At 68.1% G+C, this 19692-nt stretch carries 21 protein-coding genes and 1 pseudogene; 9 read left to right on the top strand and 13 right to left on the bottom strand.

What is annotated here, in order from left to right; all coding sequences use genetic code 11:
* Nucleotide 1: 1 nt before the first annotated feature.
* The gene (locus ACTOQ2_RS32970) at nucleotides 2–454 is read right to left on the bottom strand and encodes a DUF5980 family protein (RefSeq protein WP_440104725.1); all 453 of its coding nucleotides are present in this window, start codon (nucleotides 452–454) and stop codon (nucleotides 2–4) included.
* Complete coding sequence (locus ACTOQ2_RS32965; protein WP_440104723.1) at nucleotides 373–1326, bottom strand: cyclase family protein; 954 nt, start codon at nucleotides 1324–1326, stop codon at nucleotides 373–375. The genes ACTOQ2_RS32970 and ACTOQ2_RS32965 overlap by 82 nt, the downstream gene beginning before the upstream one ends.
* Before the next feature lie 295 nt (nucleotides 1327–1621).
* Between ACTOQ2_RS32965 and ACTOQ2_RS32960 the strand changes: the two genes are divergently transcribed.
* Nucleotides 1622–2677: a DUF3466 family protein gene (locus ACTOQ2_RS32960; RefSeq protein WP_440104722.1), complete on the top strand. Its 1056-nt coding sequence runs from the start codon at nucleotides 1622–1624 to the stop codon at nucleotides 2675–2677.
* Nucleotides 2678–2941: 264 nt separating this feature from the next.
* Here the strand turns inward: ACTOQ2_RS32960 and ACTOQ2_RS32955 are convergent, their stop codons facing one another.
* The 4 genes from ACTOQ2_RS32955 to ACTOQ2_RS32940 all read right to left on the bottom strand — a co-directional run bounded on the left by ACTOQ2_RS32955 (nucleotide 2942) and on the right by ACTOQ2_RS32940 (nucleotide 5523).
* Complete coding sequence (locus ACTOQ2_RS32955) at nucleotides 2942–3127, bottom strand: hypothetical protein (protein ID WP_440104721.1); 186 nt, start codon at nucleotides 3125–3127, stop codon at nucleotides 2942–2944.
* Nucleotides 3128–3149: 22 nt separating this feature from the next.
* Nucleotides 3150–3806 carry a TIGR04282 family arsenosugar biosynthesis glycosyltransferase gene (locus ACTOQ2_RS32950; protein WP_440104720.1) on the bottom strand — a complete coding sequence of 219 codons (657 nt, stop codon included), beginning with the start codon at nucleotides 3804–3806 and terminating at the stop codon, nucleotides 3150–3152.
* The gene (locus ACTOQ2_RS32945; protein ID WP_440104718.1) at nucleotides 3803–4450 is read right to left on the bottom strand and encodes a glycosyltransferase family 2 protein; all 648 of its coding nucleotides are present in this window, start codon (nucleotides 4448–4450) and stop codon (nucleotides 3803–3805) included. The genes ACTOQ2_RS32950 and ACTOQ2_RS32945 overlap by 4 nt, the downstream gene beginning before the upstream one ends.
* Nucleotides 4451–4605: 155 nt before the next feature.
* Entirely contained in the window at nucleotides 4606–5523 is a 918-nt protein-coding gene (locus ACTOQ2_RS32940; protein WP_440104717.1) for a cupin domain-containing protein, read from the bottom strand.
* A 73-nt stretch (nucleotides 5524–5596) separates the two neighbouring features.
* Here ACTOQ2_RS32940 and ACTOQ2_RS32935 point away from each other — a divergent pair, with 73 nt between their 5' ends.
* Nucleotides 5597–7033: a dihydrolipoyl dehydrogenase family protein gene (locus ACTOQ2_RS32935; protein WP_440104715.1), complete on the top strand. Its 1437-nt coding sequence runs from the start codon at nucleotides 5597–5599 to the stop codon at nucleotides 7031–7033.
* Nucleotides 7034–7096: 63 nt separating this feature from the next.
* Here the strand turns inward: ACTOQ2_RS32935 and ACTOQ2_RS32930 are convergent, their stop codons facing one another.
* Nucleotides 7097–7879, bottom strand: coding sequence for an SAM-dependent methyltransferase (locus tag ACTOQ2_RS32930; RefSeq protein WP_440104714.1), 783 nt, complete (start codon nucleotides 7877–7879; stop codon nucleotides 7097–7099).
* 420 nt (nucleotides 7880–8299) lie between these two features.
* A complete protein-coding gene (locus ACTOQ2_RS32925) occupies nucleotides 8300–9064 on the bottom strand; it encodes a Mut7-C RNAse domain-containing protein (protein WP_440104713.1) in 765 nt (254 codons plus the stop codon).
* 515 nt (nucleotides 9065–9579) lie between these two features.
* Here ACTOQ2_RS32925 and ACTOQ2_RS32920 point away from each other — a divergent pair.
* Complete coding sequence (locus ACTOQ2_RS32920) at nucleotides 9580–12459, top strand: glycosyl hydrolase family 95 catalytic domain-containing protein (RefSeq protein ID WP_440104712.1); 2880 nt, start codon at nucleotides 9580–9582, stop codon at nucleotides 12457–12459.
* Between the two features lie 130 nt (nucleotides 12460–12589).
* Here ACTOQ2_RS32920 and ACTOQ2_RS32915 read toward each other — a convergent pair whose 3' ends face one another.
* Nucleotides 12590–13432 (bottom strand): alpha/beta fold hydrolase, encoded by an 843-nt coding sequence (locus ACTOQ2_RS32915; protein ID WP_440104711.1) that lies wholly within the window; start codon nucleotides 13430–13432, stop codon nucleotides 12590–12592.
* Entirely contained in the window at nucleotides 13429–14022 is a 594-nt protein-coding gene (locus ACTOQ2_RS32910; RefSeq protein WP_362691558.1) for a TetR/AcrR family transcriptional regulator, read from the bottom strand. The genes ACTOQ2_RS32915 and ACTOQ2_RS32910 overlap by 4 nt, the downstream gene beginning before the upstream one ends.
* A gap of 168 nt (nucleotides 14023–14190) precedes the next feature.
* Between ACTOQ2_RS32910 and ACTOQ2_RS32905 the strand changes: the two genes are divergently transcribed.
* Nucleotides 14191–14382: a hypothetical protein gene (locus ACTOQ2_RS32905; protein WP_440104763.1), complete on the top strand. Its 192-nt coding sequence runs from the start codon at nucleotides 14191–14193 to the stop codon at nucleotides 14380–14382.
* Between the two features lie 20 nt (nucleotides 14383–14402).
* Here ACTOQ2_RS32905 and ACTOQ2_RS32900 read toward each other — a convergent pair.
* A pseudogene (locus ACTOQ2_RS32900) lies at nucleotides 14403–14483 on the bottom strand (hypothetical protein); the annotation flags it as partial.
* Nucleotides 14484–14985: 502 nt separating this feature from the next.
* Nucleotides 14986–15216 (bottom strand): DUF397 domain-containing protein, encoded by a 231-nt coding sequence (locus tag ACTOQ2_RS32895; RefSeq protein ID WP_440104709.1) that lies wholly within the window; start codon nucleotides 15214–15216, stop codon nucleotides 14986–14988.
* A gap of 353 nt (nucleotides 15217–15569) precedes the next feature.
* Here ACTOQ2_RS32895 and ACTOQ2_RS32890 point away from each other — a divergent pair, with 353 nt between their 5' ends.
* Genes ACTOQ2_RS32890 through ACTOQ2_RS32880 form a run of 3 tightly spaced genes read left to right on the top strand, consistent with a single transcriptional unit; the run spans nucleotide 15570 to nucleotide 17371 of the window.
* Complete coding sequence (locus ACTOQ2_RS32890) at nucleotides 15570–16085, top strand: DUF6879 family protein (protein WP_440104708.1); 516 nt, start codon at nucleotides 15570–15572, stop codon at nucleotides 16083–16085.
* Complete coding sequence (locus tag ACTOQ2_RS32885; RefSeq protein WP_440104707.1) at nucleotides 16066–16923, top strand: helix-turn-helix domain-containing protein; 858 nt, start codon at nucleotides 16066–16068, stop codon at nucleotides 16921–16923. Before ACTOQ2_RS32890 ends, ACTOQ2_RS32885 begins: the two co-directional genes overlap by 20 nt.
* Before the next feature lie 55 nt (nucleotides 16924–16978).
* Entirely contained in the window at nucleotides 16979–17371 is a 393-nt protein-coding gene (locus tag ACTOQ2_RS32880) for a hypothetical protein (protein WP_440104706.1), read from the top strand.
* 271 nt (nucleotides 17372–17642) lie between these two features.
* On the opposite strand, the gene ACTOQ2_RS32875 is transcribed toward ACTOQ2_RS32880, so the two are convergent.
* The gene (locus ACTOQ2_RS32875; protein ID WP_440104705.1) at nucleotides 17643–18143 is read right to left on the bottom strand and encodes an ATP-binding protein; all 501 of its coding nucleotides are present in this window, start codon (nucleotides 18141–18143) and stop codon (nucleotides 17643–17645) included.
* A gap of 216 nt (nucleotides 18144–18359) precedes the next feature.
* Between ACTOQ2_RS32875 and ACTOQ2_RS32870 the strand changes: the two genes are divergently transcribed.
* The gene (locus ACTOQ2_RS32870; RefSeq protein WP_440104704.1) at nucleotides 18360–19202 is read left to right on the top strand and encodes a helix-turn-helix domain-containing protein; all 843 of its coding nucleotides are present in this window, start codon (nucleotides 18360–18362) and stop codon (nucleotides 19200–19202) included.
* Nucleotides 19199–19630: a DUF397 domain-containing protein gene (locus ACTOQ2_RS32865; protein ID WP_440104703.1), complete on the top strand. Its 432-nt coding sequence runs from the start codon at nucleotides 19199–19201 to the stop codon at nucleotides 19628–19630. Before ACTOQ2_RS32870 ends, ACTOQ2_RS32865 begins: the two co-directional genes overlap by 4 nt.
* The last annotated feature ends 62 nt before the right edge of the window (nucleotides 19631–19692 follow it).

Here is a 19692-nt window from a genome sequence, read left to right as displayed (position 1 = left end):
GTCAAAGGCCCTGATAAAGGGCCGTGTACCTATGGAACCGTCCAAATTTCCAAAAAGCGACAGGTCCTGATTTCCGCCCAACACCGCGAACGCGCCCGCATCCGAAGCGGGAAAGGCATCCGCTGGGGCGGCCGGCCGCCGGCGCCCGCGGCTTGGCGGCACGTGCGAAACGATGCTGGTAGCAGCTCTCCTTCACGTTGATGGTGACGGGGACGGACTGGGTCTCCGTACCGTCCGAGGCCGTCAGCAGCGAGGTGTACACCCCGACCGGGAGCGGCGGGATCGATATCTGGACGAAGCCGTTTATGGTTGTCGACCCGGTGTCGGGGTCGGGGTAGTTGGATCCCGGTGCGATCGGTGTGCCGCTGGCGATCAGAATGTGGCGATCGGGTTGACCGGGCTGCCGGACGTACCGGCGAAGCGGACCGGCGCGACCGCGAGGTGGAAGTCCCACTGGCCGAGCTCGGCAGCCGTCCTCGCGCACGCCTCCAGGTCGCAGTTGTCGAGCATCCACAGACCCATCGCGACGAGGCTCACGGCGTGAACCGGCATCAACACGTCCTCGTACCCCGACGGCTGAACGTCCTGGGGGGTGTCGGCGCCGATGAGCGCGACCTCCCGTTCACGCAGCCACGGCAGGCAGGACGCGTGCCAGCCGGCCTGCGTGAAACCGCCGGTCTCACCGGCCTCGTGCCGGACGCGGCCATGGCCGGTCCGCAGGAGCACCGCATCGCCGGATCGCACCCGCACGCCCTGGCGACGCTCGGCCTCCTCGAGCTCGTCGGGAAACACCCCCTGTCCCGGTTCCAGCCACGGCACATCGCGGACCCTCGCGATGTCGAGCAGGACACCACGCGTGACGATCCCGTTCGCCGCCGCCGTGACGGCCGCCCACGCCGATCCCGTCGCGGCGTCGACCAGCGAGTGCGACCGCCCGTTGTACATCGTGCCGTCCCAGAAGATGTGGCACGGCGAGTCGAGGTGGGTGAGGGTGTTGCCGTGGAACGTGACGCCGAGCCGCTCGGAAGAAAAACCCCAGCGCCGGTCGTTGTGGAACGGCTCCGGCATGTTCTCGGCCCCCGGCATGTCGGCGGCGCACGGGCACGTCGTCGTCGACCGCTCCATGTCCTCGGGTACGGCGACCTCCCATGCGCACGACACGCTCCTGCCGTGGCGCACGGCCCGCGCCGCCGCCAGCCGGACGTCGTCGGTGATGTGGTTCAGGGTGCCGAGCTCGTCGTCGTCGCCCCACCGTCCCCAGTTCGACAGCGTGTCGAAGTACCCGAGCACGTCTTCCTGTGTGGGTATCGGTCGCACTGCCGTCATCTCAGCATCGACTCCTCCGGTCACGTGGTTCGAGGCACCGCAGGCAGGGTATCCCGCCCCCCTCCTTCGACATGACCTCGCCGGGGCGGGAGAGACGGTGTGAGCAACCTCGATCCGACCCCCGGCGAGGCGCCGCCCTGTACCGGCCGGGCAGGCACGAACACCACGACAGCCTCGCCGTGCGGCGCGCCGCGGTGTCCGCCGGACGTAAGGATTACGTGAGAAATGTCGGCCCGGGCGGCGCTTACGGTGATCACGACATCCCCCGTGCGTGCCTTCGAAGGGAATCCTCATCATGCGCCGATCCCTCCGCCGCGCCATGGCCACGGCCATCGCCATGATCGCGACCATGTCGTTAGTCCCGCTCGCCTCGCCGCCGGCCGCCGCAGCGAGTCAGGAGCGCCTCCGCGTCGTCCACCTCGGCACCCTCGGCGGCATATGGAGCATCGCCCGAGGCATCAACAATCACGGCCACGTCGTCGGCGACAGCCCGCTGGAGTCCGGGCTCAGCCACGCGTTCCTGTGGAAGAACGGCACGATGACCGACCTTGGCACGCTCGGCGGCGAGACCAGCTTCGCCTCCGGCATCGACGACGACGGCCGCGTCGTCGGCTGCAGCGAGCTGCCCTCGGGCCAGTGGACTCCCTTCCTCTGGCACAACGGCACGATGGAGGACCTCGGCGCGCACGGCGCCCCCGGCTACTGCGACGCAGAGGTCGCCAACGGGCACATCGTCGTCAGTTTCGCGCCCACTCCCGGCTTCGCCGAACTTCGCGCCGTCTTGCTGTCCGGTGACGTCAAAACCGTCATCGACCGCCGCCCCGGCCTGGTCGCCGACGCCGTCAACGACAAAGGCCAGGTGGTGGGCGCCGAGAACTACGTCGTCAACGAGAACGGTCTCCCGCTGCCGATCTACCGGGCGTACCTGTGGCACAACGGCACCGGCCGCGAGCTCGGCACGTTCGGCGGGATGAGCGCCCCCGACTCGATCAACAACCTCGGCCAGGTGGTCGGCAACTCCGACACGGCCGACGGCCACCGTCGCGGCTTCTTCTGGAACGGCTCCTCCATGACGGCCCTTCCCCTGCCCGCCGACGTCTCCAACGCCGGCGCCGTCGCCATCAACGACCGCGGCCAGATCGTCGGCAGCTACAGCAAGGTTGGCAACCCGTACGGCTTCACCGCCCTGTGGGACACCCCCACCACCCAGCCCCGTACCCTGCCGCTGCCCACAGACGCGAAGGTAACCAGCGCCCGAGCTCACGACATCAACAACCAGGGCTGGATCGTCGGCTCCGTCACCTACTACTGGAACACCGGTCGCCACACCCAGGCCGTCATCTGGCGCTGACCCGGTGTCCCGGAGGGGAGCCGCCGCGCTTCGGACGCGGCTGTGCCCTCCGAAAAACCCAGCCGCGCATGAGCCGTGAGCAGCCGTAGGACTCCGACGACCGCCGCAGACGGCCGGACATGACGCGAGAGGCCCGTCATCACGTTTCCGCTGGTGACGGGCCTCTTCCCGCTGGTGTGGCAGGTCAAGGTCCGAAATTGCGCAGGCTGAGCCGACGGTTTCACAGCTTTCGGGCGCATGACGCTAGGCGTCGAGAGCCATGATCTAGTCAACGACGGCGTCGAGGTCGGCACCGACGATGTCAGGTCGCGGGCCGATCGGGCTCAGGACCATACCGGGACGCGCGACGAACGCGGCCTTGTAGCCCGCCGCGAGCGCACCGGCGGTGTCCCACCAGTGCGCGGCCACCAGCCGCACCTCCGCGATGTCGACGTCGAAGGCCTTCGCCACGGCGAGGTGGACGCCGGCGCCCTCATCCCGAGTCGACGGCGGCCGCCGCCGCCCCGACGGCCGCCAGGGCGGCGGCGAAGCGGGATCGGGGCGCCTGCGCCGCGACGCGGAAGGCGTCGGCGGCGGTGTCGACGTCGTTCAGCTCCGGCATGCGGGCCACGTTCAGCCCGGCCTCGTGCAGGCGCCGCAGCTGGGTGGCGCCGGTGCTGGGCCGCGACATCGCCACGCCGAGCAGCAGGGACGGGTCGGGGCGGCACAGCCCGAGCAGCCAGAAGCCCCCGTCGGCTGCCGGTCCGTACACCGCGTCGTGACCGGCCAGCAGGGTGACGGCGGTGTTCAGCAGTTGCGGGGTCACCTGGGGGGTGTCCATGCCGATCAGGACCACCGGCAGCCGGTACAGCCGGTGGGCGTCGTCGAAGGCTGCGGCCAGGCGCTGGTCGAGGCCGTCGCCGCGCTGCGGGATCACGGTGAAGCCGTCCGGGAGCCAGGTCCCGGGCAGCCCTTCGAGCGCGAGCACCCGCCGGCCGGCCCGTGCCGCGGCCACGGCGTGCAGCGTGTCCCGCAGGGCGGCCGCCGCCAGGTGAGCGGCCTGGGCGGGGGTGAACGGCGGGGTCAGCCGGGTCTTCACCCGCCCGGCCACCGGCTCCTTGGCGATGACCACGATCTGCGCGGCGCTCATGTCGTCTCTCCCATGACACGGCGCATGTCGGCGATCGCCCGAAGGGTGCCGCGCACGGTGCCGGTCACCTTGGAGCGTCCCACGCGCGGCAGGTAGTCGACATCGGCCTCGGTGATCCGCCAGCCGGCCGCGGCCGCACGCAGCACCATCTCCAGGGGGTAGCCGAACCGGCGGTCGGTCAGTCCCAGCTCGACCAGTTCGGCGCGTCTGCAGGCGCGCATCGGACCCAGATCGCGCAGCGGGGCGCCGGTGCGGCGCCGCAGGCGTGCGGCCAGCACGGCGTTGGCGACCCGGGCGTGCACGGGCCCGGCGTGCGGCCTCCGACGACCGAGTACGAGGTCGCTCTCGCCCGCCAGGACCGGGCCGGTCACCCGGGGCAGCTGGCCCGGGTCGAGCGAGGCGTCGGCGTCCATGAAGCACACGACCTCGGTGGTCGCGGCCAGCAGCCCGGCGTGGCAGGCGGCGCCGAACCCACGGCGCGGCTCGCTCACCACCGTCGCGCCGTACGCGGCGGCGACACCGGCCGAGCCGTCGGTGGAGCCGTTGTCGACCACGATCGGGCGATGGCCGCGCGGCATCCGGTCGAGCACCCAGGAGAGCGCGGCCTCCTCGTTGAGACACGGCAACACCACGTCGATCTTCATGACGTCGAGGCTAGGCCAGGAGGCGACGCTCACCTCTTACGAAGCGGTGACGTATGTCCAGCAACCGGCCGGCTCGGTTTTACCTCGGGAAAGCGGTTCACGACTCGGGGCGGCGGATCGAAGCGCGGAGGCACACCTGGGGTCTCCGGCGTCGTTCACGCCGTGCGTTCGAGGTTCCGGCGGAACCGGGCCGGCGTCGATCCGGTCGCCAGCCGGAACGCCCGGCTGAACGCGGACTCGGAACGGTAGCCCACCTCGGCGGCGATCGAGGCGACCGTACGCTCGGTGTCGATGAGCAGTTCCGCCGCGGTCATCAACCGGACGTGCGTGAGGAACGCGCCGACGGTCATTCCGGTGCTGCGGGAGAAGTGCCGGATGAACGTGGCCCGCGCCATCGCCGCCACGCGCGTCAGGCGGGCGATCGGCCAGTCGGCGCCGGGATCTCGAAGCACCTCGTCGATGACGGCACGGATCCGCTCGTCGTGGGCGGCGGTCCACAGCGCCGGTTCGGCGAGCCGCCCGCCCGATTTGCGCAGCACCATCGCGAGCAGCGCGTTGCAGAGGGCCGAGAGGACGGCGGCGGTGCCGGGCCCGTCGTCCCGCGCCTCCCACCGCATGATCCCACCCAGCATCCGAACGATCTCGTCCACCTCGCCGGATTCCGCGAAGGACGCATGCAAGGGGTGGGGAAGGCTCCGGAAGAGCATGGCCCCCGCGCCGGAGCCGAACGAGTAGTGCCCGCAGAAGAGGTCGATCACGCCCTCACCCGTTCGGCTGCGGACGGTGGAGAACGCGCCACCGGGAGTTTCGGACACCCCCTGGACGGGCCCGTATCCGGTGGTGCGAACGCGGTGCGGCGTGTCGCGGGGGAGGATCACGACGTCGCCCGGCCGGAGCTCGACGCGCCGATCGGGGAGCTCGAGCGTGCACGCGCCGTCGAGCAGGAGGTGAAAGGCCGCATCACCATCACCCCGGGAGGGAATGTCCATGACGGTCGCGCCCGCCAGAAGGCAGCGCTTGTCCAGGGTCGCCTGCGCTCTCGCCAGGCGGACGAGGTGACTGACTGAATCCATGATGAGACGCTCGCGAGGAAAAGTGAGACAAATACGCCTTGTGAGCTCAATCTTACCTATCGAAACTGGAATTATGGACACCACAAGCGACACTCTTCACGCCGATCTTCTCGTTATCGGTTTCGGCAAGGGCGGCAAGGCCGTCGCGAGGACGATGGGCGGCCTCGGCAGGCGCGTGGTGCTCGTCGAGCAGTCGGAGCGGATGTACGGGGGGACATGCCCCAATGTCGGCTGCGTGCCGACGAAGGCGCTGGTCCACCGCGCCGGCAAGCGCCGGGAGAGTGACCCGGCGCAGGATTGGTACGAGCGCTCCGTCGAAGAGGTGCAGGCGCTCACCGCGCTGTTCCGCAAGGGCAACTACGAGGCGCTGAACGGCGCCGGGACCGTGACGGTCGTCACCGGCCGGGCGGTGTTCGTCGACCCGCACACCGTCGGCGTCGAGGCGGGCGGCGAACGTCTCACGATCTCCGCCGAGACCATTCTGATCAACACGGGCGCCGAGACGATCATCCCCGGCATTCCCGGTCTGGGGGAGAGCAAGCACACCCTGACCAGCACCGGTCTGATCGAGACGACGCGCCTGCCCGAACGGCTCGCGATCGTGGGCGGCGGATACATCGGCATCGAGTTCGCCTCGATCTACCGCCGGTTCGGCTCGCGGGTCACCCTGTTCGAAACCTCCTCAAGGATCCTGGGCCGTGAGGACGACGAGGCCGCCGCCGTCGCCGAGGGCATCCTCACGGACGACGGCATCGAGATCATCAAGGGGGCGCGCGTCACGGAGGTCCGCGACGATGAGACCTGCGCGACCGTCGTCTACGAGAAGGACGGGCGGCGGCACACCCTCGAAGCCGACGCCATCCTCGCCGCCACCGGTCGCGCGCCGGCCACTCGCGGCCTCGGGCTGGACGCCGCCGGCGTCCGCACGACCGAACGCGGGGCGGTCGAGGTCGACGAGCGTCTGCGCACGAGCCAGCCGCACATCTACGCTCTCGGTGACGTCCGCGGCGGGCCGCAGCACACCTACCTCTCCCTCGACGACAGCCGCGTCGTCCTCGACCAGCTCGTCGGTGAGGGCCGGCGCTCGGTGTCGGACCGCGTCGCGGTCCCCCGCACCCTGTTCATGACCCCGCCGCTCGCGGCCGTCGGTCTCACCGAGAAGGAGGCCAGAGCCGCGGGACACCGGGTGAGGATCGCGAGCAAGCCCGTCGCCGAGATCGTGGCGATGCCCCGCGCCCACATCGTCGAGGAGACTCGCGGATTCATGAAGTTCGTGATCGACGCCGAGACGGACGAGATCCTCGGAGCCGTCCTGCTCAGCGTCGACGCGCAGGAACTCGTCAACACGGTCGCGCTCGCCATGCGGCACGGCGTCAAGGCGGCCGAACTCCGCGACGCCGTCTACAACCACCCCACCTCGACCGAGGCGTTCAACGAGGTGCTCGCCACCGTCGTGCGCGCCGACGAGCCGTTCGAACGACCCTCCGGCGGTGGATCCCCGGCCTGCTGAACGGGCGGGAGACCCCCGGTCCTCTCGTGCGGGCGGCGGTGCCGGGCAAGCGTGATGACGTGGCTAGGGCTTGCGCGCGACGCCGCCGGCGCACGCCACCTCGGGAACGTCTCCCCAGGGGGCGGGATCCGGCCGCCACCGCTGCACCGGCACGACACCCGGCTCCAGCAGCGTCAGACCGTCGAAGTAGCGGGCGATCAGCTCGGGGCTGCGCGGGGTGTAGGCGACCACGCCGCTGCCCGAGTTGTGGCGCCGCATCGCCTCGACGTACGCGGGGTCGGTGTCGACGCCGTCGTAGAGCGCCAGGTAGCTGCCCGAGGGCAGGTCCCGCATCAACCGGCGCACGATCGAGAGCGCCTCGTCGTGGTCGCCGATCAGGCCCATGATGCCCATCAGCATCAGCGCGGTCGGCCTGCTGAAGTCCAGCGTCTTCGCCGCTGCCCGCAGGATGTGCTCGGGGTCGCGCACGTCCGACTCGATGTAGTCGGTGGCACCCTCGGGCGTGCTGGTGAGCAGCGCCCGGGCGTGCACCAGCACCAGGGGATCGTTGTCCACGTAGACGACGCGCGAGTCCGGCGCCACCCGCTGGGCGACCTCGTGGGTGTTGTCGACGGTGGGCAGTCCGGTGCCGATGTCCAGGAACTGGCGGATGCCCGCCTCGCCGGCCAGGTGACGCACCACGCGGGCGAGCATGTACCGGGAATGACGGGCGACGTCCACCATACCGGGGAAGACGGCGGACACCCTCTCGCCCGCCTCACGGTCGACGGCGAAGTTGTCCTTCCCGCCCAGCAGGTAGTTCCAGATGCGAGCCGAGTGCGGCACCTCGGCGTCGATCCGTTCCATCCCGGGTCTCCGCCCGTCCTCTGACGAACGGGATGACGGGTTCGAGACGGTCGGCTCGTCGGCCATGGGGGGATCTCCTGCCTTCCGGTGTCCTTGCAGGGAGATTACGCCCATACATGGACCCTGGCCCGGGATTATATGATCTTGTTTCCGCGGTGTCCGGCCGCCCGCGAGGCCCGCCGGGCGCTGATTCCCGGCGTGACCAGCACGGATTCCCGATGTGACCGGCATGGATTTTCGGCATGGCCGGTACGGATTCCCGGCATGATCGGTACGGGAAGAAGCCGCGCGGGCGAGAGGCGTGCGGGCCGTGACGCTCCGGCGGTCTCGGGCCGTTTCGAAAGTCTGCCCCCGATCCCAGCGGCGAACCCACCGGCCCTTCCCGACCCCGCGGTACTCCCGAAACGGGACCGGTCTGCCTCAGCGTGGACCCCCGCCGACCTGTGACTCCGGGCGGGCCGTGCGCATGGCCGACCGCACGATCTCCTCCAGGTGCTCGCTGTGCGCGCCACGCCAGTAGATCTGGCCGCAATCCGGGCATCGGCCGTAGACGTCGTAGGAGCGCTTGGTCCCGGCCTCCAGCAGGCGGTCGACCTCGGCTTTGTCGACCGGGGCCAGCTCCCCGTTGCAGGTCGTGCAGCGGGTCCACGGCCGCAGCGGTGGCGCGAACCGTTCCAGCAGGTCGCGCAGCTGGTCGTCCGCCTTGGTGCCTCGCACGTAGGCGCCGAACCAGAGCGCCCGGCGGCACAGCAGGCCGTGGTCCTGGGTCAGCAGCACGCGACGTTCGCTGTTCGCCTCGGCGACCAGCGAGGGGTCGTCCATGTCGTTGTGGTAGGTCGCGTCCACGCCCAGCAGCCGGAGCCGCCGCGCGAGGGTGCCCAGGTGGACGTCGAGCAGGAAACGGGGCGCGTCCTGCCCAGGTTCGAGGGGCACCCGCTGGGGGCGGGGTACGGCGTGGACGTGGACCACGTCACCTGCGACGGGCTGATAGGACCTGCCGACCTCCGCGCCCTCGACGGTCAACGACCCCACCTCGGGCAGCGGAACCCCGAGCGACTCCACGACATGGCCCAGCGTCGATGTCCCGTCGGGCGCCACCCGCTGCCACTCACGCCGCCGCCGCGCGGGCAGGAACAGCAGTAACTCGGCGGCGATACGCAGGCTGACATCGGATTCCTCGCTCACACCGCCAGCATGCCATCCACGACAGACGCCCCGACACGCATTGAACGACGGCTCGCGGGGCCGTTCGAACACGGGTCAGGGCGGCGTTGGTCGTGCTGTGTACCACGGTACGGCGGCGGCCCGGCTGCAGACCTTACCGGCACCGATAGGCACACAACCTCGCGGTCACCGTCCTGGCTCCCGGTCTTCCTGCTGATGAAAGTTACACCGAATTCCCGAGAGATTCGTCGGCCATCCTGGAAACCGGGACCAGAGGTTACGCGGCGTTCACCATTGTTCTTGACGTAAGACGTCAAACGTCATACGTTTCGCGCGTGCTATTCATGGGATGTCTCTCAGACAAACCACCTGGTGTGTTTGCCGTCGGAGGCATTTTTTAACCGAGTTCCCTACCACGGGGTGTCCCGTCGAATGGCGGCTGCCTCGCGGCGATGGACCAGCCGTGGAGGCACGGGCGGCACTCGGCCGCAACGATCACTCCAACCTCGTCACCGGGAGTTTCGATGAACATGCCGATGAATCGTCGACGCTTCATCGCCACCACGGTGGCGACCGCGGGCGCTGCCACGCTGCCTTCGGCGATCTTCGCTGACCGAGCGGCCGCCGCCGTGCCGCCGCAGGTGACGCTGCCGCAACGCGGCATCTACGACACGGCGGCCGCGGCGAATTGGGCCGATGCCTTCCTGACCGGCAACGGTGAGTACGGGGCCATGCTCTACGGCGCGCCCACCCTGGAGAAGGTGATCTTCACGCATCATCGGTTCGTTCTGCCCAACGGCACTCGTAACGTGACTCCGCCGGTGCTGTCGGGCCGGTTGGCGGGGGTCAGGGACAAGGCGCTCGCCGGTGACTTCAACGGTGCCACCGGCGACTTCACCTCCGGCTGGTCGCTGCGCTGGACGCAGACCTTCCATCCGGGCTATGAGCTGCAGATCAGCACCCCGGGGATGGCGACGGCCAGCGATTACGCCCGGATCACCGATTTCAGGACCGGTGAGGTCACCTCGACGTGGACCGACGGTTACGGCGCGTGGACCCGGCGGGCTTTCGCCTCCCGAGCCGACCGGGTGATCATCCACGAACTCACTCCCGCGCCGGGCCGGACGATCGACACCACGCTGAGCGTCAACACGGCCCTGAGCGGCGTGCCGGGGTCCGTCGGTTTCACCACTCTGGCCACGGTCGGCAACGGTGACGGCTACGTGAACCTGCGGGGCAGATACCCGGCAGGGCAGGGGGCGTTCGGCTACGAGGGCGTCACCCGGGTAGTCGCGACCGGCGGTTCGGTACGGGTGAGCGGGTCGGCCATTGTCGTGGCCGCGGCGACCAAACTCGTGCTGCTGACCAAACTCGATCGCTACGACTCGTCCACCGCGTGGGACGCGAAACCGTTGCACACGGCGCTGGCCGCGCTGAGCGCCGACTACGCGACGTCGCTCACGCGGCATACCGCCCTGCACACCGAGCTGTACGACCGTTCACGCCTCGACCTGAACGTCAGCGCCGCCGATCGGCAATTGTCGACCAGTGAGCTGATCGCGCGGCAGAATTCCAATCGCAATGTCATCGACCTCGCGTTACTGGAGCGGATGTACGACTCCGGCCGTTACCTGTTCCTCAGTTCCAGCGGCGTCCTGCCGCCGCGGCTGACCGGCCTGTGGACGGGCGCCTGGGACGCGGCGTGGGCCGGCGACTTCACCACGGACGCCAACGTCAACTTCCAGGTCGCCGGCGGCAACATCCTGTCCCTCCCCGAAGCCATGGACGGCTACTTCAACCTGATCCTCGGCCAGATCAACGACTGGCGCACCAACGCCAGAAACCTCTACGGCACTCGCGGCCTGCTCGCTCCCTCCCGGACCGACGGTGAGTACGGCAAGATGCTGCATTTCGACGGCGGGTTTCCCGGCCACACCTGGATCGGCGGCGCCGACTGGCTGCTCTATCCGCTGCTCGAGTACTACCAGGTCACCGGTGACGCCACCTTCTACCGCACCAAGCTCGCTCCGGTCCTGATCGAGCTCGCGTTGTTCTACGAGGACTTTCTCACCCGCACCGACGCCAACGGCAAGGTCATCTTCGTGCCGTGCTTCTCCATGGAGAACAGCCCCGGCAACACGGGCAGGCAGCTGTCGATCAACGCGACCGGCGAGATCGCCGCAGGCAAGCACGCGCTGCAGGCCGCCATCGACGCCGCGAACTTCCTCGGCACTGAACAGGGCTCAGGCCAAGGCGTGCAACGCTGGACCGCCTTGCTGACCAAGATGCCCGATTATCGGATCAACGGCGACGGGGCGCTCGCGGAATGGTCGTGGCCCAGCCTGACCGACCGGTACAACCACCGTCACGTACAGCACATGTACCCCCTCTGGCCGCTGCACGAGATCAACCCCGAGGACAAGCCCGACCTGATCCGCTACGCGAGCCGTGCCCTGGACCTGCGAGGGGACGAGGCAGGAGAGGCCCACGGCGCCATCCACCGCAGCCTCGCCCGAGCCCGGCTCAAGGACGGCGCCGGCGTGTACGGCAACCTGCGGAAGATCCTGGGCAAAAACATGATCTTCCGGTCGCTGATGACCTCCCACAACCCGAACCTGGCGATCTACAACGCCGATGCCGCCAATTCGCTGCCCGCGATTCTCGCCGAGGCATTGATCTACACCAGGCCCGGCATCCTGGAGTTGCTGCCCGCGCTGCCCGACCAGTTCGCCAAGGGCACGATCACCGGCGTGCGCGGCCGCAACCGCATCCGGATCGCGTCGCTCACCTGGGACCTCAGCGCCCGGACCGTCACCGCCACCGTCACCTCCGACATCACCCAGACCGTAACGCTCATTTGCCGGCGCGGGATCGTTTCCGTCACCACCGGCGCGGGCGTCGCCACCTCGCCGTTGGGCAGCCACGCCCGCCAGGTGTCACTCACCGCAGGTACGACGACCCAGATCACCGTCGGCCTGGGGGCCGGCGGCCCGGCCACCGGCGTCGTCCGCCTGGTCAACCGCAACAGCGGCAAGGTGCTGGACGTCTCCGGCGGCTCCACCGCCGACGGCGCCGCCATCGTCCAGTGGCCCTGGAACGGCGGAAGCAACCAGCAGTGGCGGATGTCGCAGAACTCCGACGGCTCGTTCCGGCTGTCCGGTGTCGGCAGCGGCAAGGTCCTCAGCAGCCCGAACGCCAACCAGGGCGCCGCCCTCGTCCAGACGACCGACAACAACGGCGCGAACCAGCGGTGGAAACTCACCCCCGCGGCCACAAGCGGCTACTACCGACTGATCAACTCCGGCAACGGATTGTGTGCGGACGTCGAAGCGGGCTCCACGGCCGACGGCGCCCGAGTCATCCAATGGGCCGACAAGGGTAGCGCCAACCAGGAATGGCAGATCGTCGCCGTATGACACGGGGGATCCAGCCGCGTTCCGTACATCCACGGCCTCCCCACGGGGGCGTGCCCTCTTGACCGCTGCCGGCCCCAGCACGGCCGCCGCCGCACAGGGGCATCTCCCGGGACACGACCGCCGCGCGCGCTCAGGCGCCCAGCACCTTGCGGAGCAGTTCGGCGAACTCGGCGGGGTGTGTGCTGAGGCCCGTGTGCCCGCCGGGGAAGTGGACGAGCTCCGTGCCGAACCGCTCGGCGAGGAGGGCGGCGGGGCGGTAGGGCAGTTCACCGCGCGAGTCCGCCCCGCCCGCGAGCACGAGCCGGTCCGACAGGGCCGCCAGGCGATCCACGTCCGGGACATAGGCCATGAAGCTCGGCACGATACGACCGAGGAAGTAGGGCATGTTCGCCATCGTCCGCTCAGCTCGCGCCGCCGCCCCCGGCGGCAGCTCGACGGCCGTCTCGGCGGCGACGGGCTCCTCGGCACCCGGCCGCCGCAGGCCCGCCGCGAACTCGGCCACCGCGGGCATCAGGCCGTCCCGGCGGAACGTGTCCTGGACGCGGGCGAGCAGCGCGCGGTGCTCGGCGGCGTCCGGTAGCACCTCCACCGCCGGCGGCTCATGCGCCACCACGCGTTCGATCCGCCCGGGATGGGCGGTGAGCAGGTGCATCGCGACGATCGCCCCCGAGCTGCAGCCGACCACGCGCGCGGGCGCGTCCGGAGACAGCAGTCGCAGCAGCCGGAACGCGTCGTCGGCATGCCGCGCGACCTGCTGGGTGGCCTGCGGGTCATCCAGCGGGCTGCGGGACAGGCCGCGCGGGTCATAGGACGCGACCGTGTGGTCGGCGGCCAGGTCGTCGGCGACGCCGTCGTAGGAAGCCGCGTCGCCGGCGCCGCCGGGGATCAGCAGCAGGAGCGGGCCGCTCCCACGCACCTCGTAGTGCAGGGTGGCGCCGTCCACACGCAGGCGGCCGGTGGTCGGGTCGGTCATGAGGGGTCTCCTTCACGGGGTGCGGGCCAGCGCTCCAGGAGGGAGTGCAGGGCGTCGAGGCAGCGGGCCCAGGACTCCTCGGCCGGGCGCGCGTGCGCGAACCCGCCGGCGGCCTCGAGACTGACGAAGCCGTGGAGCGTGCTGCGCACGAGCCGGACCGCGTCGGTCAGGTCGGGCTCGGCCAGTGCGTAGGCGCGCAGCATGCTGTAGGTCAGCTCGACCGCGCGCCGCGGGCCGGGCGCCCGGGCCGCGAGCTCGGGATCGATCTGCGTCGGGATCTGTGTCGCGGTGTACCGGCCGGGGTGGTCGTGGGCGTAGGCCCGCCAGACGTTCGCGAACGCCACCAGCGCGTCCTGCCCCGCCTGCCCGGCGGTGGCTTCGGCGATGCGGATGGTCTTCTCGTCCGCCGCCAGCAGCGCGATCCGCCCGCGCAGGTCCTCCAGGCCGCGCACGTGCACGTACAGGCTCGCGTCCTTCACCCCGAGCCGCCGCGCCACCGCCGACATGGTCACGTGGTCGAGCCCGACCTCGTCCGCCAGCTCGGCGCCCGCGAGCGTCACCCGGTCCGGCGTCAACCCGGCCCGCGCCATGTGCGTCCCACCTTCATCCTAGGGCTATTAGGAAAAAACTAATGACCCTAGGATGAACCTTGTGGCCCGAGGATGTCAAAGCGGAGCGAGAGGTCTTCGCCGCCCCGGCTTTCCGGACAGGGGTTTCCGGACCCGACGGCACCCCGCCGGGGCGACATGGCTTGCGGGGTGCTTCGTGCCCGGGTCTTGAACAACCGGCAGGGGGCGCCGCAGTGGCGCAAGCTCAACACGTTGCGCCAGTGGCGATGTATGGAGAGGAACCTGTGCCAGGTCGGCGGGCAGGACGCCAGAGACCGGGACACCGGACCCATCCCGTGGATCACCACCGCCACGGCTTTCCGCGCGATCCCCGACGCGTAGGTCGCGTCCAGGCCCAGCAACCGGAGCCGTTGCGCCAGGGTGCCCAGATGGACGTCGAGCAGGAACCGGGGTGCGTCCCGCCCCTTTAATCGTTCAAGCAACGTGTATTACCGTGCCGACCACTGTCGACCTGCCGGACACTCGTAGTCGGGCGCGTGTTTGTTCGGGCAGCAGGCAACTCCCATCGAGGCGAACCGCTCCCCCTTGAGGTAGAAGCCCCACTGGATATCGGTACCACCAGATAGTGCCTTCGCCGCTCCTTCGTAGCGGTGCTCTCGGCCGATCTTCGCCTCTTGATCGGGAAGATGGAACGAGGGGCAAGCCGTGTCGTACTGGTCAATAAGCCAGGTCGCAGCGTCGCCGGTTTGGCCGAACGAGGCAACAATGCGGTTGTGTGGTTTGAGTAGCCAATCGCACAATCTCATGGGTGGAAGAGGTGAGGACAAAAATTCTGGATGAAATGGCCTGCGAATACCCTCGGCATTTAGATAAGACGCTGCCTGACCTGTCCACGTATACGCGTGAAAATGATGCATTAGTCCTCTCGCTGTGCGACTGACGACCTTGCCTGCGGCATCACAGGCAAGGTCGCATTGTGGTGGGCTAGATCAGGCTGCCGATGCCGTCGCGCAAAGCGGCCAGCTCAGCACCGTTGAACAGGAGCGTCCCCGCCCCGAGGTTCTTGCTGTCGCGCAGGGCGAAGACGCCGCCACCGATGACGGCCAACTCCGGGCACGCCTCGCCTTCGCCGTCGTCGTCGTTCGACCCGCCGCAAGGAATGCGGGTGAACTTCGCGGCAGACAGGTCCGTTTTTTCGTACAAGTCGGGTGTCATGGGCAAACCTCCATGTGATGGGGTCGGTCTGCCCCGACATTAGGTATCGGCTGACAAGCCGGTCCATGAAGGTTGACGATGTTGCGTGAGGGAGTCGCGATCGCCTCGGAAGTCCGCAACATTCCGCACCACGAGAGTGAGGAGCCGATTATGCGCCTAACGTTCATGGGTAAAGATCCCGACAGTAACCCGACCGGATCACCGACCATCTACCGAACAGACCGTGGTAGCTGGGTTGTACAGGGCTGGGTCGTCACCGACCCGGAAGCCCTCGCCCAGCTGGACCTCCCTCCAGGGGAGATCGCCTGCGAGATCCCCGACCGAATGCTTCGGTTCTTCACGCCCGCAGGCCCATGAACATCTCTGATGACGCGTTCGAGGAACTATTGGTCGGCTTCGAGCACAGCGCCGTCCACCTGGAAACGCGGGATGCCTACGGCACCTCGGTGGAGCTGCCCTATATGGCCAAATGGGAGGCCGGAGAGCCGGATGACCTGGAGTGGCTGCAAGGCTGGTGCGCCACACTGCGCGAACATGTGAAGGCAGGCAAGACGGTACGAAGAGCACGCATCGTGTCGGAGCCGCTGAGCGACTATCAGCGCTGGTCACACAGCATCGCTCATCCGATGGTGGAAGCCGGCGAGGACATCCGCTGGGTCCCTCGCCGTCTGGTCTCGTCGATCCCCCTGCCGGGCAACGACTTCTACCTGTTCGACGACCGCCTGGCGGTGTTCCTCCACTACGCTGGCAACGGCCTGGGAAGAACGAAGGTGACTTCTACCGATCCAGGCGACATAGCGCTGTGCAAGAGCGCTTTCGAGTCCGTCTGGAAGTTCGCGATCCCCCACAGTGAGTACACGCCAACTTAGTCCCGCTCGGCAGGCCGCCGAAGCTCTCGGACAGCGCCTTCGTGAGATCCGTACGGGCGCCGACTTCACCGGCCGCGCCCTGGCGGCCGAAGCGGGTTGGCACTACACCAAGGTCAGCCGTATGGAGCACGGGGGCAAAACCCCCACCGAGGAAGAGATCCGGATCTGGTGTCGAATCTGCGATGCCGAGGACCAGATCCTGGATCTGATCGCCGCCATTCGGTCCATCCAGTCCATGTACCAAGAGTTCCGGCGTCAGACGCACGCTGGTATGAAGCGCCTGATGCAGGTGCATGTTCCCCTGTACGAGCGGACTTCGCTGTTTCGGATCTACGAGCACAACGTGATCCCCGGCTTGTTTCAGACGGCCGACTACGCGGCCGCGATGCTCTCGTTCTGGATCTCGTTTCTCGACACCCCTAACGACCTGGAAGCCTCTGTGAGCGCCCGCATGGAGCGTCAGCGGGTCATCTACCAGGCGGGCAAGCACTTCAGCGTGCTCATCGAGGAACAGTCTCTACGCACATGGTTCGGTACGGCCGAAGTCCAGGCCGGACAGCTTGACCGCCTGCTCACCGTCATGTCGTTACCGGCGGTCTCGATCGGCATCATCCCCATGATGATCGAGCGGCCCTGCGTGTCCTCCACCGGTTTCTGGATTTTCGATGACGAATTGGTGTGCCTGGAGACACCGACCGCGAACGTCGAAGTCACCCGCCCTTCCGAGGTCAAGTTGTACTTACGTATGTTCGGTCATCTCGCGAGTATCGCCGTCTATGGGAAGGCCGCGCGTCACATCGTCACTTCGGCCGCGCAGGAACTACCCTCCGCGAAATAGCGCAACATTCCGCAACTCCATGGTCTGGGTGCGAGTCCGTTTCTACGGTCGGTGCATGGCGACCGGACAGACAGCGGAGTCCCTCACCGAGGAACACGGGAACGATGAGGTAACCGACGCAACGGCAGAGGAGCACGATGAGTCCCTGGGAGTTGCGCGACGGTTGCTGAGGGAACGGGGGATGACCGCCAAGCCCGTCCACAAGATCAGCTTGAAGCTGGTTCAGGACGGCAGGCCGTTACCCCTGGGACGGCGTGTGCGGCACGTCCCTGAGCTGGTCGTTCACGGCGACGCGGGGGTGATCATAGGCACGGTGACCGTGGGGTTGCGTTCGGGTTGTTACCTGGTGTCCATGCGGAACGGTCCTGACCTTCAGACCGTCAGACGCGAGAATCCTGAAAAGGTCGCGAATCTGATCCTCACAGCACAGCCTGGCGGAGGGGCATGACGGAGGACCAATGTGCCGACCTCCTCGTGACCGAGCGGCGGAGGACGAGGGAAGAGAGCGGCCGGGGCTCAACACCGAGAAGCAAGATGGTCGGGCATGTGCCGGGGCCGTCGCAGGGGGATGGGGGAGGCCGGCGCCCCGGACGAGGGTGGGATCGGGTCCGTGGACGCCGGCCTCCGGGTGCGGTCCACGCCCGGCACGGGGGAGCCGTGGGCGTGGACCGGCTCCGGGGTCGGTGAGGATCGGGGGACGATCCCGGCCGCCCCGGAGGTCAGGGCCTGTGGTGCTGGGTGGGGAGGTCGAACCAGACGGCGGTGCCGAGCTGGCCGGTGCCGCACAGGCGGGTCCACTGGGTGCCGCAACGTCCGTGGGTGAGTTCGGCGACGATGCGCAGGCCCCGGCCGCCGAGTTCGAGGGCGTCGACGCGCTCGGGGACGGATAGGGGGCGGTGCAGGAGGTGGTCGATGAGGGTGGTTCCGGCTCCGGCGTCGACGACCTCGGCGCGGACGGGCAGGCCGTGGTCGTGCAGGAGACGGAGTTCGTAGGGGCCGGGGGCGTAGCGGGTGGCGTTGGTGACCAGCTCGGAGACCACGATCTCCAGCTCGTCGAGCACATCTGAGTCCAGAGGCAGTTTGGCCAGCCGGTCGCGGAACACTTCCCGGGCCCGCCGGGCCGCACTACCGGGAGGCAGGCACCAGGCGACCATCCGGAAGCGTTTGCGGGGTCTGCCGTACTCGTCGGGGTCCGGGGCGGGAACGCGCTCGATGAGCATCGTTGCTCCTAATAGGTGGAAACAGAGGCGGTTCCGCGATCGAGCCGACTGGAACTTAGTGCGACTTTCTCGCTACGGAGCGTGTTGCATGGCTATCATTATGTGAGACTTCCTTATTCCGCAACTGCTCATTGATGAGAAATCCCAAATTCGCGGCCGGGGTGCCGGGTGAAATTAGGGAAAAGTCATCCCAGAAACGGACATAGAGGTAACGGAATGCGCTACAGCTTGTCGGTTCGTGGTCGTCGACTCCTGCGAGAACTACGCGCCATTCGCGAGTCATGCGGCCTTTCGCCCGAACAGGTTGCCAAACGACTCGGGTGGTCCCGCTCGAAGATCTACCGGGTCGAAAACGGGGAAAGCCGCCTCATCCTCGAAGACCTCGAACTGCTTTTGGGCGTCTACGGTGTGCCCTCTCCACAGGGCGAAGCGCTTGCCAAGCTCTGCAGGGAGGCATGGAAGCGCGGTTGGTGGCTGGCCTACAGCGACATGTACAAGGGCGGGTCGTACTTCGTCCTGGAAGACGACGCCTCAGCGATCACCTTCGTCGCCCAGAACATCCCCGGCCTGCTGCAAACTCCCGACTACGCCCACGCCCTGATCGCGGCGACCCTGCTGGACGGTTCCGAACAGGAGGTACGCCGACGCGTCGAAGCGCGGATCAACCGGCACCGACTTCTCGCCCGAGCCGAACCGCCTCAGATAACCGCCATCCTCGATGAGGCCATCCTGTGGCGACAGATCGGCGGCATCCAGATCGCCCGCACCCAGCTCGACCACCTGATCGACGTCGCCGCGCATCCGGCGGTCACCCTTCAGGTCATCCCTCTCGCCGCAGGCGGCCACCCCGGCTTGGACGGCGAATTCACCATTTTGGACTTTCCCGACAAAGAAGACCCATCTGTAGCCCATCAGGAAGGTCTTTTCGGAGATATCTTCGTGGAGGCACCCGATGACGTCGCCCGGTATTACCGGGCCGCCGAGACCGCACGCGGCAAAGCCCTCGCCCCCGACGAGTCGGTGACGCTGATCAAGGACGTGAGGAAGGCGGTTCAATGACCGATGAACAGGGTTGGATCACTAGCAGCTACAGCGGCAGCGGCCAGCAGTGCGTCCAGGTGAAGCCAACTCCGTCCGGGGTCGCCATCCGCGACTCCAAGAACCCGGACGGCTCCAGGTTGCTGTGCACGCTCGATGCCTGGAAATCCCTGGTGACCGAAGCACGGAACGGCTCCTACGACCTGCCCACGCACCTTCTCGAAGCGCCATCTCACCTGCTCAAACCGGCAGCCGCAGACCTCGGGCTGACCGCCGCCGAGTGGTTGTCCGCCCCCGATCCCGGCAACATCCATCTGTCGATCGTGTTCGTCGACGACCATATAGCGATGCGCCTCATCCCCACGGCGGAGACGCTCGTGTTCACTCCCGACGAGTGGAACGCATGGTTGTCCGGAGCCAAGGACGGCGAATTCGACCATCTCGCCTGAGCTGCTCAAATTCCGCAGGTGAAGGTGGGCTTTCAGCGGAACATGATCTCGTCACGCGGCTC

The sequence above is a fragment of the Streptosporangium sp. H16 genome (genome assembly GCF_051918855.1).
Classification (GTDB): domain Bacteria; phylum Actinomycetota; class Actinomycetes; order Streptosporangiales; family Streptosporangiaceae; genus Streptosporangium.
This window is presented reverse-complemented; position numbering and strand designations above follow the sequence as displayed.

What these genes read in the sequence shown, in the direction of transcription:
- ACTOQ2_RS32965 (WP_440104723.1), bottom strand. Translation starts at nt 1,326, where the DNA reads ATGACGGCAGTGCGACCGATACCCACACAGGAAGACGTGCTCGGGTAC.
- ACTOQ2_RS32960 (WP_440104722.1), top strand. Translation starts at nt 1,622, where the DNA reads ATGCGCCGATCCCTCCGCCGCGCCATGGCCACGGCCATCGCCATGATC.
- ACTOQ2_RS32950 (WP_440104720.1), bottom strand. Translation starts at nt 3,806, where the DNA reads ATGAGCGCCGCGCAGATCGTGGTCATCGCCAAGGAGCCGGTGGCCGGG.
- ACTOQ2_RS32945 (WP_440104718.1), bottom strand. Translation starts at nt 4,450, where the DNA reads ATGAAGATCGACGTGGTGTTGCCGTGTCTCAACGAGGAGGCCGCGCTC.
- ACTOQ2_RS32940 (WP_440104717.1), bottom strand. Translation starts at nt 5,523, where the DNA reads ATGGATTCAGTCAGTCACCTCGTCCGCCTGGCGAGAGCGCAGGCGACC.
- ACTOQ2_RS32935 (WP_440104715.1), top strand. Translation starts at nt 5,597, where the DNA reads ATGGACACCACAAGCGACACTCTTCACGCCGATCTTCTCGTTATCGGT.
- ACTOQ2_RS32930 (WP_440104714.1), bottom strand. Translation starts at nt 7,879, where the DNA reads ATGGAACGGATCGACGCCGAGGTGCCGCACTCGGCTCGCATCTGGAAC.
- ACTOQ2_RS32920 (WP_440104712.1), top strand. Translation starts at nt 9,580, where the DNA reads ATGAATCGTCGACGCTTCATCGCCACCACGGTGGCGACCGCGGGCGCT.
- ACTOQ2_RS32915 (WP_440104711.1), bottom strand. Translation starts at nt 13,432, where the DNA reads ATGACCGACCCGACCACCGGCCGCCTGCGTGTGGACGGCGCCACCCTG.
- ACTOQ2_RS32910 (WP_362691558.1), bottom strand. Translation starts at nt 14,022, where the DNA reads ATGGCGCGGGCCGGGTTGACGCCGGACCGGGTGACGCTCGCGGGCGCC.
- ACTOQ2_RS32895 (WP_440104709.1), bottom strand. Translation starts at nt 15,216, where the DNA reads ATGACACCCGACTTGTACGAAAAAACGGACCTGTCTGCCGCGAAGTTC.
- ACTOQ2_RS32890 (WP_440104708.1), top strand. Translation starts at nt 15,570, where the DNA reads ATGAACATCTCTGATGACGCGTTCGAGGAACTATTGGTCGGCTTCGAG.
- ACTOQ2_RS32880 (WP_440104706.1), top strand. Translation starts at nt 16,979, where the DNA reads ATGGCGACCGGACAGACAGCGGAGTCCCTCACCGAGGAACACGGGAAC.
- ACTOQ2_RS32875 (WP_440104705.1), bottom strand. Translation starts at nt 18,143, where the DNA reads ATGCTCATCGAGCGCGTTCCCGCCCCGGACCCCGACGAGTACGGCAGA.
- ACTOQ2_RS32870 (WP_440104704.1), top strand. Translation starts at nt 18,360, where the DNA reads ATGCGCTACAGCTTGTCGGTTCGTGGTCGTCGACTCCTGCGAGAACTA.
- ACTOQ2_RS32865 (WP_440104703.1), top strand. Translation starts at nt 19,199, where the DNA reads ATGACCGATGAACAGGGTTGGATCACTAGCAGCTACAGCGGCAGCGGC.